The 13,665-nt window shown below is 51.5% G+C and carries 13 protein-coding genes; 2 read left to right on the forward strand and 11 right to left on the reverse strand.

The window, feature by feature from the left end; translation table 11 throughout:
* Positions 1-10: 10 nt before the first annotated feature.
* From BS29_RS10915 to rpsD, 6 genes are all read right to left on the reverse strand, one after another.
* Positions 11-865 (reverse strand): class I SAM-dependent methyltransferase, encoded by an 855-nt coding sequence (locus BS29_RS10915; protein ID WP_229953685.1) that lies wholly within the window; start codon positions 863-865, stop codon positions 11-13.
* 62 nt (positions 866-927) lie between these two features.
* Entirely contained in the window at positions 928-1,788 is an 861-nt protein-coding gene (locus BS29_RS10920; protein WP_229953686.1) for a class I SAM-dependent methyltransferase, read from the reverse strand.
* A 74-nt stretch (positions 1,789-1,862) separates the two neighbouring features.
* Positions 1,863-3,383: an FMN-binding glutamate synthase family protein gene (locus BS29_RS10925; protein WP_229953687.1), complete on the reverse strand. Its 1,521-nt coding sequence runs from the start codon at positions 3,381-3,383 to the stop codon at positions 1,863-1,865.
* A gap of 88 nt (positions 3,384-3,471) precedes the next feature.
* Positions 3,472-4,446 (reverse strand): agmatine deiminase family protein, encoded by a 975-nt coding sequence (locus tag BS29_RS10930; RefSeq protein ID WP_229953688.1) that lies wholly within the window; start codon positions 4,444-4,446, stop codon positions 3,472-3,474.
* A gap of 22 nt (positions 4,447-4,468) precedes the next feature.
* Positions 4,469-6,148 carry a M28 family metallopeptidase gene (locus BS29_RS10935; RefSeq protein WP_229953689.1) on the reverse strand — a complete coding sequence of 560 codons (1,680 nt, stop codon included), beginning with the start codon at positions 6,146-6,148 and terminating at the stop codon, positions 4,469-4,471.
* Positions 6,149-6,294: 146 nt separating this feature from the next.
* Positions 6,295-6,909: a 30S ribosomal protein S4 gene (gene rpsD / locus BS29_RS10940; RefSeq protein ID WP_229953690.1), complete on the reverse strand. Its 615-nt coding sequence runs from the start codon at positions 6,907-6,909 to the stop codon at positions 6,295-6,297.
* Between the two features lie 644 nt (positions 6,910-7,553).
* Here rpsD and BS29_RS10945 point away from each other — a divergent pair.
* Entirely contained in the window at positions 7,554-7,829 is a 276-nt protein-coding gene (locus tag BS29_RS10945; RefSeq protein WP_229953691.1) for a chorismate mutase, read from the forward strand.
* Between the two features lie 12 nt (positions 7,830-7,841).
* Here BS29_RS10945 and BS29_RS10950 read toward each other — a convergent pair whose 3' ends face one another.
* From BS29_RS10950 to rpiB, 4 genes are read right to left on the reverse strand one after another with little or no spacing between them, the layout of a single operon-like run.
* A complete protein-coding gene (locus BS29_RS10950; protein ID WP_229953692.1) occupies positions 7,842-8,573 on the reverse strand; it encodes an RNA methyltransferase in 732 nt (243 codons plus the stop codon).
* Positions 8,570-9,046 carry a transcriptional regulator NrdR gene (nrdR, locus tag BS29_RS10955; RefSeq protein WP_229953693.1) on the reverse strand — a complete coding sequence of 159 codons (477 nt, stop codon included), beginning with the start codon at positions 9,044-9,046 and terminating at the stop codon, positions 8,570-8,572. Before nrdR ends, BS29_RS10950 begins: the two co-directional genes overlap by 4 nt.
* A gap of 15 nt (positions 9,047-9,061) precedes the next feature.
* On the reverse strand, positions 9,062-10,369 hold the full coding sequence (gene glyA / locus BS29_RS10960) for a serine hydroxymethyltransferase (RefSeq protein WP_229953694.1): 1,308 nt from the start codon (positions 10,367-10,369) through the stop codon (positions 9,062-9,064).
* Complete coding sequence (gene rpiB, locus BS29_RS10965; protein ID WP_229953695.1) at positions 10,369-10,818, reverse strand: ribose 5-phosphate isomerase B; 450 nt, start codon at positions 10,816-10,818, stop codon at positions 10,369-10,371. Before rpiB ends, glyA begins: the two co-directional genes overlap by 1 nt.
* Positions 10,819-10,958: 140 nt before the next feature.
* Here rpiB and BS29_RS10970 point away from each other — a divergent pair, with 140 nt between their 5' ends.
* Positions 10,959-11,579, forward strand: coding sequence for a class I SAM-dependent methyltransferase (locus tag BS29_RS10970; RefSeq protein ID WP_229953696.1), 621 nt, complete (start codon positions 10,959-10,961; stop codon positions 11,577-11,579).
* 2 nt (positions 11,580-11,581) lie between these two features.
* On the opposite strand, the gene BS29_RS10975 is transcribed toward BS29_RS10970, so the two are convergent.
* On the reverse strand, positions 11,582-13,522 hold the full coding sequence (locus BS29_RS10975) for a potassium transporter Kup (RefSeq protein ID WP_229953697.1): 1,941 nt from the start codon (positions 13,520-13,522) through the stop codon (positions 11,582-11,584).
* Between the last annotated feature and the right edge of the window lie 143 nt (positions 13,523-13,665).

Here is a 13,665-nt window from a genome sequence, read left to right on the forward strand (position 1 = left end):
CAGCTAGCGATCACGGCAGTTTTTTAAACAGCAAAGTCATACGATCAGATTCACCGATCGCTGTATATTTTGCCTTATCCGTATCACCCTCCGCATAACGTGGCGGCAGTGTCCAGACACCTTTTGGGTAGTCCGCCGTATCTTTGGGGTTCGCATTGGCTTCGGACTGTTTGACCAGTTCAAAACCATGGGCTTCCATGAATTTCACAACGGTGTCAGTGCGCAAATAGCCCTTGTTGCCATCAGCATAGCTAAACGGTGCGTTGCCTTTGGCCCGGTGCTGCACAATACCAACCATGCCGCCATCTTTTAGCATATTACGCATCACTTTGATTTCACTGTCCGCCACATTCCAGCGCATCAAATTGTGCATCATGCGTGGAATGATCACAAAATCAGCGGTTCCATTGGCTTCTTCCGGAACCTTGTCAGCCGTGTAGGCAGCAAATTTTGTGGCTGGCATGCCCGTCCACTCGGCTACATCATTCGGAAATTTCGTGGGAAAATTGCGAATGCGCTCTTTGGTTTCGTCACCAAAGGGCAAGGGATCGGGTGCAAATGTCAGGCCGATAAACTTTCCGTTATCCGCAACATAAGGCGCCAATATACGGGAGTACCAGCCGCCACCGGGTACATATTCTACAACTGTATGTTCTGGTTCGATGCCAAAGAAGCTGATTGTCTGGCTGGGGTTGCGATATTTATCGCGCGCTTTGTCTTCCGCGCGGCGTTCATGCATAATGACCGTACGCAAATTGCTGTCATTTTGCACACCATCCTCTTCCTGGTTTTGTGCCGAAACAGGCATTGCCGCCGCCATTCCAAGGACAGTCAGTGCACCAATCATCAGTCTCTTTTTCATCATCCTTTTCCTTCCTCTTCGTCCGGCAGTCTGAGATAGAACTCGCTGCTCACTTATGCAAAAAACTACGGGCGTTTCCTGAACAACAAAGTCATACGATCAGATTCGCCGATCGCTTGATATTTTGCCCTGTCTTGGTCCTTGTTGGTCAGAACGGGCGGCAAAGTCCACACGCCCTTCTCATAGTCTTTTGTATCTTTTGGATTGGCATTGATCTCAGACGAATCCACCAGTTCAAAGCCATTCAACTCGAACAGAGCGACAACCGATGACTGCTTCAAATAGCCTTTGGTCCCCTTGGACATGGCATAGGGTGCGTCGTCGTTCGCACGATGTTGCACAACCCCGATCATGCCATCATCTGCTAGAATTTCACGCAGATTTTGGAGTTCAGAATCGGCACGGGCGCCATTCATCATGCCATGCAGCGAACGGAAAATGACGACTCGATCAATCGTGCCTTTCATTTCTTCTGGCACTTCGTCACTTTCAAAAGCTGTAATCTTATCGGCCGACACGCCGGTCCATTTGGATGCAGCGTCTGGGAAACGTTCCGGCCAACTTTTCGACCGTCCTTCCCGCGCTCGGCTGCTAAAATTGATGCTGTCGCTATTGCCGTTGACGGCGATATATTTTCCGTTGGTGTTCAAATAGGGAAGTAATATCCGCGTATACCAGCCGCCGCCTGGACCATATTCCGCTACCGTGTGCGTGGGTTTGATCTGAAAAAAGGCAAGAGTCTGGGCAGGATTGCGATAAACATCTCGCGCCTTATCATCGTTTCGCCGCTCATGACCGATCGCAGCTGTCAGCGCAGAGTCACTATGCGCAACGCCATCATTTTTCTGCGCATTTGCTAGTGCAGGCACGGCCGCACTTGCCAATAATCCTGTCGCAATACCGGCAAAAATAAGCTTTTTCGTCATTCAATCAGGCCTTTCCTTGGGAGATTTATCTTTGTGCCGGAACATAAGTCACATGCACAGTCATGCAAAGCAGTTTATCCAGAGACCGGGTCTATCACCTTGAAATTTCTTACAACCTCTGGTCGTGGATGGATTTCATCCAGAGGGATGGACATGCCGCTATCCTGAACAATGCGAACATGTTTGCGCCCCAGTTGACGGGGTTCATCAACGCCGCAGCTATGCGCCAGCACCTCGACTTCGTGCACTAGGCTCTTGCAATAATTGGCAACCTTGACCTTCTTGTCGGTTGGATCCAGCCCACGCTGTAATCGCGGATCATGCGTCGTAATGCCGGTTGGACATGTATTCTTGTTGCATTTCATTGCTTGAATACATCCCAGTGAAAACATGAAGCCACGGGCGCTATTCACAAAATCCGCACCCGCGCAAATGGCCCAAGCGACCTCGCTCGGCGTAACCCTTTTTCCCGACGCGATAATCCGTATGCGCTCCCGCAAGCCATATTTATGGAAAATATCCGATAGCATCGGCAGGCTCTCGTCCAATTGCAATCCCACATTGTCCATCAATGGCATCGGCGCAGCGCCTGTCCCACCGTCGCCGCCATCCAGCGTAAAGAAATCCGGAGCACTTTCTATTCCGCGCCGATGAATTTCCTCGCAAAGACTCTCTATCCAGCCATAGGCACCGACGACGGCTTTGATACCGGTAGGCTTGCCCGTGACTTTGCGGACATGGTCTACAAAATCGAGCATGTCTTCCACGCTGTTAATTTCGGGATGACGATTAGGAGAAATGGATGCTTTGCCTTCCGGAATACCGCGCACTTTGGCAATTGTTTCCGTAACCTTTGCAGCCGGCAAAATACCGCCTTTTCCCGGTTTTGCGCCCTGCGACATTTTAATCTCGAACATACGAACCTGTTCGTGATCGGCAATGGCGCGCAGCTTCTCGTCATTCAGACTGCCATCATCATTGCGCACGCCATATTTGGCAGTACCAATCTGGAAGACGATATCGCAGCCACCTTCAAGATGATAAGGGGACAAACCGCCCTCCCCTGTATTCATCCAACATCCTGCCATTTTCGCGCCATGGGACAAGGCTTGCACAGCAGGGACAGACAGCGCGCCGAAACTCATCGCGGAAATGTTGAACAACGATTTGGCTTCAAAAGGTTTCTCGCAATAGGGACCCAATGTGCATGTCGCTGTTTCCGCCGCATCTTTTTCCAGCGTCGGAAATGGGCAGTTGACAAAAATCGGTGTGCCCGCGGGGTCGAGATTTTTGGTTGAACCAAAAGCAATAGTGTTGCCAGTGCCTTTCGCTGCCCGCTCCACCCATTCTCGCTCCGCCCGGTTAAAGGGCATTTCTTCTCGGTCCATGGCAAAGAAATATTGCCGGAAAAACTCTCCGAGACTGCTGAACAGATGACGGAACCGGCCGATGACGGGATAGTTGCGGCGGACAGCATCCTGTTTTTGGGTGATGTCGATGAAAAACAGAACGATCACGCCAGCCAGACCAAGGCCAAGCAAGAAAACCAAAATGAATGTCAGCGTGCTCAAAACGCTCAAGATGCCATCAGCCATAAGCAATCCCCTCAATCATATCAGCAGAGATTAGCATTTTGCCCCGCTCAAACATAGTTCGATGAAAACTTACAGAAGTTACAGCGTTTCAAAGCTGCGGGATTTGCTGAGAGATGCAATGGAAACTACCGCCGCCACGCAGCAATGCGGTGCTGGAAAGGCCGACAACTCTGCGATCAGGGAACAGTTCGGCAATGGCTTGCACAGCTTCGCCGTCTGAGCTCGCGCCATATTGCGGAACGGCGACAATGGTGTTTCCGATATAGAAATTTATATAGCTGGCTGGCGCAATGTCACCGTCAATTTCATATAGGCCAACCGATGGAATCCGGACAACGTCCAGACCTGCCGTCTCCGCTCGGTTTGCGGCATCGTTGTAGATATCAGCATTGGTATCATCGGCGTTACGAGCTTTCGGAATAGTCACTTTTCCCGCTGACACAAAGCGCGCCAGATTGTCGACGTGACCATCGGTATGATCAGCCATCAACCCGTCGCCAAGCCAACAGATATGCTCGATATTGAGCGCTTGCTGCAATTTCTGATGCACTAGATCCTTGGTTAAATTTTGGTTGCGGTTAGGATTAAGAAGACATTGTTCTGTGGTGATGAGACGTCCGGCCCCATCTCCGTCAATTGCGCCGCCTTCTAATATCCAGTCATGCTTGGAGACGGCTAGTCCGGCCTCTTCGGCAAGGCGACGCCCGATATCTTGATCACCCGCCATTTCAAACTTCCGACCCCAGCCATTAAAGCCGAAATCATGGGCCCGCCTATCCTCACCAACTGTTATGATCGGACCGGTATCGCGCAACCAGATATCGCCAAAGGGCTGAACAAGAATAGCGACCTTGTGATCAACCAATTCGGACGCATGATCGGCATCACCAGAATCTCGGCAAACAAGCCTAACGTGCTCGCCATTGCCATTGTCACAAATGGCATTGGCGAAGGCCGCAACTTCACGCTGCGCCTCCGCTAATTGCTCAGGCCACTCTTCTCGATTGCCAGGAAACCCGATCCAGACCGCTTCATGCGGCTCCCACTCGGCTGGCCATCTCATAGTTCGTCTCCGAGACTAGAAATCAGGTTCCAGCGCGGCTCTTGTCGCGAGTAGCGCGAAATTCGTCGCCCTCGTTCCAGTTCGGCCAATCTTCGGTCATCGCCAGCATCCGTGCTACGGTGTAATAGACTTTCAGATCTCCCATAACGCCGTCCCAGTTCCAGTTCGGATCAAATTCATCCTTGGGTCCGTGATACTTGTTCTCGACATAGTCCTTGCTGATCGCCTCACCAGCCTTACGGCCACCTTCCACAAGATCTTCACCACCGTCGAAATAGATCATAGGCACGCCCAGTTTGGCAAAGCTGAAATGATCCGAACGATAATAGAAGCCTTTTTCAGGTGTCGGTTCTGCTTCCGCAATCCGCCCGTCGACCTTCAGAGCACCGTCGAGATAGCGATCCAGTTGTGATTTGCCTTTGCCGACCACCACAATATTCTTGGCAGGACCAGCCATGCCAAAGGCATCCATGTTCACACCGCCAACTGTTTTGTTGAGCGGATAGATTGGATTTTCAGCATAATATTTTGAGCCAAGCAGGCCGGATTCCTCAGCCGTCACAGCCAGAAAAATTATGCTACGATCCGGCGCACCCGCTTTGACATGTGCCTCAGCAAGAGCCACCAAGGCCGCTGTACCCGTAGCATTATCCACTGCACCGTTGCAGATATCATCGCCATCAGGTGCGGGCTTACACCGCCCCAGATGGTCCCAGTGCGCGGTGTAGAGCACATATTCATCTGGCCGGGTCTTGCCCTTGATCATGCCGATGACATTCTTGCTGGTCATTTTACTGATGTCATTTTCAAACGACATGGATGCGGTCACACCCAACGGTACGGCCTTGAAATCCTTGTTCTTCGCGGCAGCCATCATCGCTTCCAGATCCTGTCCGGCACTAGCAAAAATCTTTGCAGCAACATCTTTTTGAACCCAGCCATTAGCCTTCGTCTGGTCGGCACCGCCATTCGCTGACTGCGCATAGAATTGCGGCCCACTCCAGCTGGATTCTACAACATTCCAGCCATAAGCTGCTGGCGCTGTGTCATGAATGATCAAGGCCGCGGCGGCGCCCTGACGCGCCGCTTCTTCATATTTATAGGTCCAGCGTCCGTAATAGGTCATCGCCCGGCCACCAAAATCACCTTCAAGACTTTCGGTACCGAAATCCGGATCGTTCACCAGAATGACAACGGTTTTACCTTTGACGTCAACGCCTTCATAGTCGTTCCATTCACGCTCGGGCGCGTTGATGCCATAGCCGACAAAAACCATTTCGCTATCCGAAACTTCAATTTTTGGCTGTTCCTGATAAGAGGTGATTACCATTTCAGGGCCATATTTGAAACTCATGTCACCCGTGCCGCCCTTGATGGTGAGGTCCGACACATTTTTGGCCTTAATCTCGACCAGCGGCACATCCTGAAACCAGCTATCGCCATTTCCTGGCTCAATACCCGCTTCGGCAAATTCCTTGGTTAGCAACGCAAGGGTTTTCTCTTCACCAACTGTGCCCGGTGCACGTCCTTCAAAGGCATCTGAAGAAAGCTCCCGCGTAATATCGCGCATCGTATCAACCGATAATTCGGGAGCAGCGACCTCTGGCAGCGGGACAGCGTCTTCGGCATCATCCACCTGTATTACACAAGACGCCAGGGCCAGTGCCGGTATCAGCGCAAGGGCAAACCATTTATTCTGCATTTCAGGATCCTCATCCAAATTTTTTCATCAACTAATTTATATTGTCACTACTGGCAGTGTCGTCGATCCGGCGCAAGGCTTGCCAGCGGCACAAATAAAAAGGGCGGCTCTGACGGGCCGCCCTTTTGCAAACATCGTTATACCGATCAGCGCGAGTAGAACTCGACGACAAGATTGGGTTCCATCGTTACTGGGTAAGGCACTTCGTCCAGCGTTGGAACGCGGACATAGGTTACTTTATCGGTACCGTCTGGCGTGACATATTCTGGAATTTCACGCTCTGGCAGGCTCTGTGCCTCGATAACCAGCAGCATTTCTTTGGCCTTGTCGCTCAGCGAGACAACATCATTCGGCTGCACTTTACGTGAAGCAACGTTACATTTTACGTCGTTGACGCGAATGTGGCCGTGGCTAACCAATTGACGAGCAGCAAAAATGGTCGGTGCAAATTTGGCGCGGTAAACAACCATGTCCAAACGCTGCTCCAGCAAACCGATCAGATTTTGGCTGGTATCGCCTTTCATGCTTGATGCTTCTTTATAGGCACGCTTGAATTGTTTCTCGGTCACATCGCCATAATAGCCTTTCAGCTTCTGTTTGGCACGCAACTGAATACCGTAGTCGGACAGTTTGCCTTTACGGCGCTGACCGTGCTGGCCTGGGCCATAGTCACGGCGGTTGACTGGTGATTTGGGACGACCCCAAATATTTTCGCCCATGCGGCGATCAATTTTATATTTCGAGCTGGTACGCTTTGTCATTTCAATGACTCCTAATTTGCTGTTTCATTCAATGTTCGCTCTTCTTGTCCGAAAACCGGTTCCCGCTTTTCGGGAAGAGCAAATCATCCCGGAATGCACCGAAAATCCGCTTGGATTGACGCGGCTACCGCTTCACCGGGGTGCGGAGCCAATTGCAAGACGCGGCCTATGACGAGATTCCATATCCCTGTCAAGCATGCTCTAATGGGATAGTTCAGTCGATATCAACAATGCGATTATGCGATCGATAGCATTCTCAATTGTTGTTCTGTGTTCCACGGCTGTAATTGGACCTATTGTGCAGCTCGTCCCGATTGGATCGATTTATGTCAGCCCATTGCTTTTTTGTTCTGCAAATACGTTCGGGAATACGTGAACTGACCTTTCGAACCGAACGACAAACAACTGTATTTTCATCAGTCGGTTGTTTCTCAGTAGAAATATCCGAAGTTTCACCGGCGATGAATACTGATATCAACAATGAAAGCACTGCAATTCTCCAATATTGTTGGCATCAGGCATTGTAACAGATAGTCATGAAAATTCCTAGATAGACACCTATCCTGCACTCGACAATTGGTTCGCACTCAACTAACGCCGCAAACATGCCTTATGACAAAGATTCAATAGCAAAAATTCAAGCTATGCCCGAACTTCGAGAGACGATTGATCAACTCGATTCCGATCTCATCGCGTTGCTGAAACTCCGATTTCAATGCATGGAAGCTGCTGCACGAATCAAATCGGAGAGATCCGCTGTGCGCGACGAAGAACGCAAAGCCGAAGTTCTAGAGAATGTCAAACAACTGGCTAGCAATGCGGGAATACCTGTTCCGACGATGGCAGCGATTTGGGAAATGCTGATAGAAACATCGATCAGCTATGAACTGGAAAAATGGGATCAGATGAGAGATAGCTAATTTGTCAAAAACTCATTTTTTGACAAACGGCTTTTCCAATGCACTGATAACGCCGCGCCAAGTCTGCACTTCTTCGTTAGTCCATGCCGGTTTGGTAATCATGTTACGGAGCGTAACTTTCGTAGCTGGTGCGCGATCCGGCGGATAAAAATACCCGGCCTCGTCCAGCGCCCGCTCCAGATGTTCATAAAACTGATCCAACTCAATTTGCTTGGCCGGCTCGCGTTTTTTCGTCTCAATAGTCGGTTGGACGGTTTCTGCTCCGTCCAATTTAGACAGTTCATAAGCCACTAAAATCACAGCTTGGGCCAGATTGAGGGAACCAAATTCTGGATTAATCGGTACGGTAATAATCTTCCGCGCCAGTTCCACATCAACCAATTCCAGTCCCGATCGTTCCGGACCGAACAATATCGCGCATTTACCGCTGGCAGCGGCCATATCTTCCGCAGCGGCAGCAGGCGTCAGCACCTCTTTGGTCATCCCTCTCTTGCGCACCGTCGTTGCATAGACATGCGAACAGTCAGCCACCGCCTCTGCGGTCGTTGCAAAAACCTGCGCTTCTTCCAGAACATTATCCGCACCGGCTGCGGTAGGGCCTGCCGATGGATTGGGCCAGCCATCACGGGGGTCTACGATCCGCATATCCGTCAGACCAAAATTGAGCATAGCGCGCGCGGCTTTGCCAATATTCTCGCCAAGCTGGGGTTTAACCAGAACGATAATCGGCTGGCCGGTGCTCATTTGCTACCAGCATCAGCGATGCCAACATCCTTTACACTTCCAGCAAATTCCTCAAAATCCTTTGCCTCGGTAAAGTCCTTATAGACTGATGCAAACCGGATATAGGCGACGCTATCAAGGCCTTTCAGCCCTTCCATGACCATCTCGCCGATACGTTTGGAAGGAATTTCGGTTTCTCCGCTGGTTTCCAGCTGGCGCTGAATACCGGAGACCAGTTGATCCATCTGTTCCTGTGCAATCCCGCGTTTACGGCAAGCCAGAGATACAGACAGATCGATCTTGGAACGATCAAAGGTTTCACGCCGCTCCTCGCTCTTTACCACCGTAATCTCGCGAAGCTGTATCCGCTCAAAGGTCGTGAAACGTGCGCCGCATCCTTCACACTGGCGTCGGCGCCGGATGGTCGTCCCATCTTCCGTCGGTCGGCTGTCTTTTACCTGGCTGTCATCATGGGCGCAAAAAGGGCAACGCATAAGAAGTAAGTTCGCTTATTCTGGGTAGATCGGAAAACGGTTGCAAAGTTCCTGAACGCGCTCTCGCACATTGGCTTCGACGGCCGGATCCCCGCCCTCACCCTTTTCACGCAGGCCATCCAGAACATCGGCGACCATATCGCCAATCATTTGGAATTCTGCGGGACCAAAGCCGCGCGTTGTACCTGCTGGTGAACCGACACGAATACCGCTGGTTTTCATCGGTGGCTGCGGATCATTCGGGATGCTGTTCTTATTGCAGGTGATGCCAGCGCGTTCGAGCGCTTCATCTGCATCACGGCCTGTGATACCCAGCGGCGAGAGGTCAATAAGCGCAAGATGTGTATCGGTTCCGCCAGCGACAACATCCGCGCCGCGTTCTTTCAGGCGAGCCGCCAGTACTTTTGCATTCTCTATGACAGCCGCAGAATAACTGGCAAATTCGGGTCGCAGTGCTTCACCAAAAGCCACTGCTTTCGCCGCGATGACATGCATCAGCGGTCCACCTTGCAAGCCAGGGAAAACTGCCGAATTGATCTTCTTGGCAATGGCTTCATCATTAGTCAGCACAAGGCCGCCACGTGGGCCACGCAATGTCTTATGCGTTGTGGTTGTCACCACATCAGCGTGGTCAAGAGGACTGGGATGATAGCCGGCAGCGACTAGCCCAGCAAAATGGGCCATATCGACCATGAAAATCGCGCCAACTGCATCAGCAATCGCCCGGAACCGGGCAAAATCAATTTGCCGCGGATAGGCAGAGCCACCAGCGATAATCAATTTCGGTTGATGTTCTTTGGCAAGCGCTTCCACTTCATCATAGTTGATCAGATGATCATTTTCGTTGACGCCATATTGAACGGCGTTGAACCATTTACCCGATTGCGCTGGTTTCGCGCCATGGGTCAGATGTCCTCCAGCATCGAGCGACATGCCGAGAATCGTGTCGCCTGGCTTGGTCAGCGCCAACATGACGGCGCCATTTGCCTGTGCACCCGAATGCGGTTGCACATTGGCGAAGCCGCAATTGAATAATTGTTTCGCTCGCTCAATGGCCAGCGTTTCCACATCATCAGACGGTGCACAACCCTGATAATAACGGCGACCAGGATAGCCTTCTGCATATTTGTTGGTGAATACCGAGCCTTGCGCCTGCAGCACAGCCTTGGACACGATGTTTTCAGAAGCAATCAGCTCGATCTGGTTTTGTTGACGCGACATTTCTGCGTTGATTGCACCGGCAACCGCTGGATCACTCTCATCAACAGAGAAATCGAAAAATCCGGTCGGACGGATATCCTGTATATCTGCGACATTGCTCATTACGCTGCTCCTTCGGTCTGTGGTGCGGACAGTTTATCTACGCGGCGCTGATGCCGGTCTCCGCCAAATTCGGTGTTTAAGAAATTATTCAAGCAATCTTTTGCGATTTCGATGCCAACCAACCGCGCGCCCATGGCAATGACATTCGCATCATTATGTTCGCGGGCCAACCTGGCCGAAAGGGATTCAGATACCAAAGCGCAGCGGCAAGCCGGATTGCGGTTGACCGCGATGGAGATACCAATTCCGGAGCCGCATAGTGCGACACCGCGATCTGCATCACCAGATGCAACGGCGTTTGCCAGCTTGTAACCATAGTCAGGATAATCGACGCTATCCGTCGTCATCGGCCCCAAATCGTCCACATCATGCCCAGCCTCGGTAAGCCACTCAACCAAAGCGGCTTTCATCTCAATGGCAGCATGGTCAGAAGCAATGGCGACACGCATAGGCTTTGTCCTCAATTTCCAGACAAGAATCGAATGCCCGCTATCTAGTAGACGTTATCCTTATGCGCCACCAAATATTGCCCTCTCTGGCTATAAATTTACGATAGACAAATAGCAGACTTCACAAGAGACTGTAATGCATGAAAAACAACATTGTCAGCGGCACGGAAGGCTATGCCAGCCAAGCCCCCTTTCTCTTGGAGCAATATGAAAAGCTCTCGTTTGAAGAGAGCTACGTAGCGGCAATCACTTACTTCCCCCAAATGCCGAGCAAGATATTGGACATTGGTTCGGGTACGGGACGAGATGCCGCTTGGCTGGATGAGAGAGGCCATGACGTCATTGCCGCCGAGCCCACAAAAGAAATGCGAGAAGGTGCAATCCGGCTGCACCCTTCACCCGACATCAGATGGCTGGATGACAGCTTGCCCGATCTGGAAAAAATCAGAAATCTGAACGAACAGTTCGATTTCATATTGATCAATGCGGTTTGGATGCATCTCGATAAAGATCAAAGAGATACCGCGATGAAACATGTGTCCGCGCTGCTCGGCCAAGATGCACGTCTCTTTATTTCACTGAGACATGGCCCCGTTCCCAATGGCAGACAGATGTTTGCGGTTTCAGCGGAAGAGACGATTGAATTGGCATCTTCGTTCAAGCTCATCCCGATTTACAATGAGCGGACTGAATCCCTATTGCCCAGCAACAAAGCAACAGGCGTTTGGTGGACAAAACTGATATTTGAACGCCAGGCCTAGCGTCAAATTTCCATCTGGCTACCAAGCTCAACCACACGGTTGCTGGGAAGCTTGAAGAACTCCATGGCCGTGGCGGCATTGCGCAGCATCCATGCGAAAATCTTTTCTCGCCAGATCATCATTTTGGGCTTTTCAGACGGCAGCAATGTCTGTCGTGACAGGAAGAAGCTGGTCGTCATCATGTCAAAGTCCATCCCGCATTCCTTCACCTTTTTCAGTGCCGCCGGAACGTCGGTTTCCTGCATGAAGCCATAGTTCAGGATCAGCCGGTAGAAACCATCTCCCAGATCTTTGACTTCAACGCGCTTCTCTAACTCCACATAGGGGACATCTTTAATACTGACGGTAAGAATAACCACTCGCTCGTGAACCACTTTGTTGTGCTTGATATTGTGCAGCAAAGCGGAGGGAACGCCGACAGAGGCAGAGGCCATGAAAATCGCCGTCCCCGGAACGCGCGTGGCGCTGTTCTTGGCCGACTTGGTGAAAATTTCGATTGGCATCGCTGCTTCGGCCATATTTTCGCGCATGATCTTGCGCCCTTTGGCCCATGTCGTGAGCAGCAGGAAGGCAAAACCACCAACCATGAGCGGGAACCAACCCCCTTGCGGTACTTTGGTAAGGTTCGCGGCAAAATAGGCGCCATCAACGATGAAGAATAATGCGATCAATGGGACAGCATACCACCATTTCCACTTCCACAATGTGAAGACCAGAACAGCCAGCAGACAGGTATCAATCAGCATCGCGCCAGTCACGGCGATACCATAAGCCGATGCAAGGTTGCTGGAGCTCTGGAAGGTCAACACAAGGATCAGCACGGCAATCATGATTGTCCAGTTGATAACCGGAATGTAGATCTGACCGGCTTCCGAGGCGCTGGTATGCTTGACCGTCAAACGCGGAATGAAGCCGAGTTGAATGGCTTGGTGCGTTACTGAGAATGCTCCAGATATAACGGCCTGACTGGCAATGAAAGTCGCCATGGTTGCCAATATCACCAGCGGCAAGCGCAGCATTTCAGGCGCAAGCAAGAAGAACGGGTTCTGGATCGCCGCCTCGGCTCCGGCCTGGTCCAGTCCGATAATCATCGCGCCCTGTCCAAAATAGTTGCACAGCAAGGCGGGCATCACGAAACCAAACCATGCGATGCGCATAGGTTTGCGGCCAAAATGCCCCATATCGGCGAACAGGGCCGCGGACCCGGTCACAGCCAACACAACAGAGCCCAAGGCCAGAAAAGCTTTAAAACCGTCAATCAGGAAGAATTGAACCGCATACCAGGGATTCAGCGCCAGCAAAATTTCCGGTGTCTGGAATATCTGGGTCAGCCCTAAAATCGCAATGACGGTAAAGTAAACGAACATCACCGGTGCAAATAAGGCCCCGATTTTGGCGGTGCCTCGCGACTGGATCACAAACAGAAAGACCAGCAATCCTACTGCTATGGGGATGACCATGGGTTGTAGACCGCTGTTCACCACGGTCAAGCCTTCGACCGCCGACAATACCGAGATTGCTGGCGTAATCATGCTGTCGCCGTAGAAAAGCGAGGTGGCAAATACGCCCAGCAATATGGCGACCCAGCCGAATTTTGATCGCCGCAAAGCGCCCGACAACAAGGCCACCACGGCAAGGCTGCCACCCTGCCCCTTATTGTCCGCGCGCATCAATATGGTCACATATTGGATTGCCACGACCAACGTCATCGACCAGAAAATCAGGCTGACCACGCCAAGAACATGAAGCTTGTCCAGCTCCAAAGGGTGCGCACCCACAAATGTCTCACGAAAAGCATAGAGCGGGCTGGTGCCTATGTCGCCGAACACAATACCAATCGCACCCGCGGCCAGTTTTGCAACGGCGCTTCCCTCTTGGCGCGAACCATGAGGCTGGATTACGCGACTGCGTTTCCGTTTCGGTTGTGACGTCGTTTCAGACATTGATTGCCGTCTTGGCGTTCCCCTGATTGGGTCGAAATGGTTGCGCTAGCCCCGCACATCTGTCTCGACAAGCGCGCGCGACTAGCATGGGCCTCTATAGCACGCAACCAGAGCCACAGATATGCCCGCCAACCTCCTGATAT

This window comes from Parasphingorhabdus litoris DSM 22379, from assembly GCF_020906275.1.
GTDB lineage: Bacteria > Pseudomonadota > Alphaproteobacteria > Sphingomonadales > Sphingomonadaceae > Parasphingorhabdus > Parasphingorhabdus litoris.

What these genes read in the sequence shown, in the direction of transcription:
- BS29_RS10915 (WP_229953685.1), bottom strand. Translation starts at nt 865, where the DNA reads ATGATGAAAAAGAGACTGATGATTGGTGCACTGACTGTCCTTGGAATG.
- BS29_RS10920 (WP_229953686.1), bottom strand. Translation starts at nt 1,788, where the DNA reads ATGACGAAAAAGCTTATTTTTGCCGGTATTGCGACAGGATTATTGGCA.
- BS29_RS10925 (WP_229953687.1), bottom strand. Translation starts at nt 3,383, where the DNA reads ATGGCTGATGGCATCTTGAGCGTTTTGAGCACGCTGACATTCATTTTG.
- BS29_RS10930 (WP_229953688.1), bottom strand. Translation starts at nt 4,446, where the DNA reads ATGAGATGGCCAGCCGAGTGGGAGCCGCATGAAGCGGTCTGGATCGGG.
- BS29_RS10935 (WP_229953689.1), bottom strand. Translation starts at nt 6,148, where the DNA reads ATGCAGAATAAATGGTTTGCCCTTGCGCTGATACCGGCACTGGCCCTG.
- rpsD (WP_229953690.1), bottom strand. Translation starts at nt 6,909, where the DNA reads ATGACAAAGCGTACCAGCTCGAAATATAAAATTGATCGCCGCATGGGC.
- BS29_RS10945 (WP_229953691.1), top strand. Translation starts at nt 7,554, where the DNA reads ATGCCCGAACTTCGAGAGACGATTGATCAACTCGATTCCGATCTCATC.
- BS29_RS10950 (WP_229953692.1), bottom strand. Translation starts at nt 8,573, where the DNA reads ATGAGCACCGGCCAGCCGATTATCGTTCTGGTTAAACCCCAGCTTGGC.
- nrdR (WP_229953693.1), bottom strand. Translation starts at nt 9,046, where the DNA reads ATGCGTTGCCCTTTTTGCGCCCATGATGACAGCCAGGTAAAAGACAGC.
- glyA (WP_229953694.1), bottom strand. Translation starts at nt 10,369, where the DNA reads ATGAGCAATGTCGCAGATATACAGGATATCCGTCCGACCGGATTTTTC.
- rpiB (WP_229953695.1), bottom strand. Translation starts at nt 10,818, where the DNA reads ATGCGTGTCGCCATTGCTTCTGACCATGCTGCCATTGAGATGAAAGCC.
- BS29_RS10970 (WP_229953696.1), top strand. Translation starts at nt 10,959, where the DNA reads ATGAAAAACAACATTGTCAGCGGCACGGAAGGCTATGCCAGCCAAGCC.
- BS29_RS10975 (WP_229953697.1), bottom strand. Translation starts at nt 13,522, where the DNA reads ATGTCTGAAACGACGTCACAACCGAAACGGAAACGCAGTCGCGTAATC.